Annotated in this window: 1 protein-coding gene and 1 pseudogene; both read right to left on the reverse strand. The window is 67.7% G+C overall.

The annotated features are described in order from the left end of the window. Positions 1–132: 132 nt before the first annotated feature. Positions 133–1,529: pseudogene (locus tag AC1VAN_RS19055) on the reverse strand (S10 family peptidase). A 98-nt stretch (positions 1,530–1,627) separates the two neighbouring features. Continuing rightward, a complete protein-coding gene (locus AC1VAN_RS19060; RefSeq protein WP_282280240.1) occupies positions 1,628–2,206 on the reverse strand; it encodes a GNAT family N-acetyltransferase in 579 nt (192 codons plus the stop codon). Positions 2,207–2,288: the final 82 nt, after the last annotated feature.

Below are 2,288 nucleotides of genomic sequence, written 5' to 3' on the forward strand. Positions count from 1 at the left end.
GTCTGGGGGTTTACGGCGTCCCCCGCAACCGGGCCCACCCCGCCAACCCACGGAAAGCCCGCTTTTGACGTTGCCGTTGCCGTTGCCATTGCTGTCCGCGGGTGCCGGGCCGCAGGCCCGGCCGACAACCCCTCAATTGCGCTGGAACAACGCCTGCACATCCCTGCGGAACGCCGCCTGGCTGTCAGCCCGGCTGTAGAACATGTGCCCGCCCGGATAGCTGCGCACCTGCACGCGGTCCGGGTTGCTGCCCATCGCCGGCATCTGGTCCACCGTCAGGATCGAGCCCATGAACGGGCAGGACAGGTCATTCCAGCCATGCACGATCAGCACCTGCAGGTGCGGATCGATCGCCACGGCCTGGCGCAGCTGGGTCACCGCACCTTCGCGCAGGTCACCATTGCGATCCCACAGACGGTTCACGTCGTAGTTCAGTGCCTGGTAGCGCGCATCCACCTTCCAGCCGACCTCGCGGGTAACGAAGTCGACCATCGCGGTGGTGGTCGGGGCGATGATGCTGTCCAGCAGCGGATCGTTGGCGCGCTGCTCCGGATCGTTCGGGAACGGATCGAACGCAGTGACGTTGGAATCGTAGCGGCTGCCCAGCGTGCCCTTGTCGCGGAACACCTCACGCAGGTAGGCCTGGGTCTCCAGGCGGCCGCCGGCGCGGCGCACGAACTGCGGGTCCAGGCCGGTCAACTCGGCCACCCGGCGCAGCATCGCCTCGGTCGCCTGCGGATCGCTGCGGCCCTTCATCAACGCGGTGGCGTAGTCGCCGCGGGTGTACTCGACCACCTCGCGCATCGCCGCGTCGGTCAGCTTGCCCTGGCGTTCCAGGTGCGCGGCAGCGATCGATGGCAGGGTCTGCATCCACGCCATCGGCGAGACATCGGCGTTGTCTTCCAGGGTCGGGCTCAGGTAAGGCGACACCAGCACCAGGCCGTTCATCGCCACGCCCAGGCGCGTCTGCAGGAAGTGGGTGATGCGCGGGCCGCGATAGCCGCCATAGCTCTCGCCGGTCAGGTACTTGCGCGAGGCCATGCGCTGGTTGCGCAGCAGCCAGTCGTAGATCGTGCGCGAGAGGTACTCGACATCGGCACTGGGCGTATACAGCTGTTTCTTCGCTTCCTCATCGCCGATGCGCTGTCGCCTTCCGAACCGAAGGTCACCACCTTCGGGCCGATGGCGCCCAGGTTGAGGTACACAGAAGATGCGCCGGGGCCGCCATTGAGCGCGAAGGTCACCGGCCGGTCCTTGCCCGGCATCGTGTAGGCGGTGAACACCACATCGGCGATCACCTTGCCCTTCGCATCGCGTACCGGCAGGGTGCCGACGGTGGCGGTGTAGTCGAGGGTGCGCCCAGCCAGGCGCATGCTCTGGCGAGCCGACGCATCGGCCGGCAGGGGCGCGGCTTCGGTCTTTTCTTCTTTCGATTCGGAGGCGCCGTCAGCAGCAGGCGCGGCCAGCACGCAGGCAGGGGCGATCAGCAGGCCGACGCAGAGCGCGGCAGAGTGCAGCAGAAACTTCATGGCACCGGAACGGCAGCGGAAGGGACCCCGATGCTAGGGCGGGGTGCCGCGCACCGTATGTGTCCAAAGGCATGGGCCGGCGTTGTGGCCTGATCCGGTCAAGCGACGGTGGCTGAGCGCACCGCGTCGTCGGCCAGCAGTCCGTACACGGCCGAGTCGGCCAGTTCACCCTGGATACGCCAACGCTGCCGCAGCAGGCCTTCGCGGTGGAAGCCCAGGCGTTCGAGCACGTGTGCCGAGGCGTGGTTGCGTGGATCGATCTCCGCTTCCACCCGGTGCAGTTGCAGGGTGTTGAACAGATAGGCCAGCACCTGCTGCAGCGCTTCATGCATGTAGCCGTGGCCCTGCCTGCCAGGTGCCAGCAGATAGCCGATTTCCGCGCGCGCCGCATCCCGATCCAGGGCAAACACCACGCAGATGCCCAGTAGCGGGCCGTCCACCGATTCGCGCAGGGCCAGCTTCAACTGCGTGCCGGTGGCCTGTGCAGCCAGGTCGTCGTCGATCTGCGCGCGTGCTTCGGCCGGACGCGTCCACGCCGGGTGGTTCCACCAGTGCATCACGTCCGGGTCGGACTGCAGGGCGAACAGGGCCGCGGCGTCATCGCGGCGTATGGGGCTCAGCACCAGGCGCGCGCTGTGCAGCGGCAGCCCGGGGAACGGCAGTGAGTTGGCGGGCAATGGGGTCGTCCACGCGGATGAACGCGCATTATGGACCCGCAGGGTTTGCCGATGGCGGCCGATCCAACGGCCCGGTAGTGCC

It is taken from the genome of Stenotrophomonas sp. 05L44_2, from assembly GCF_056665995.1.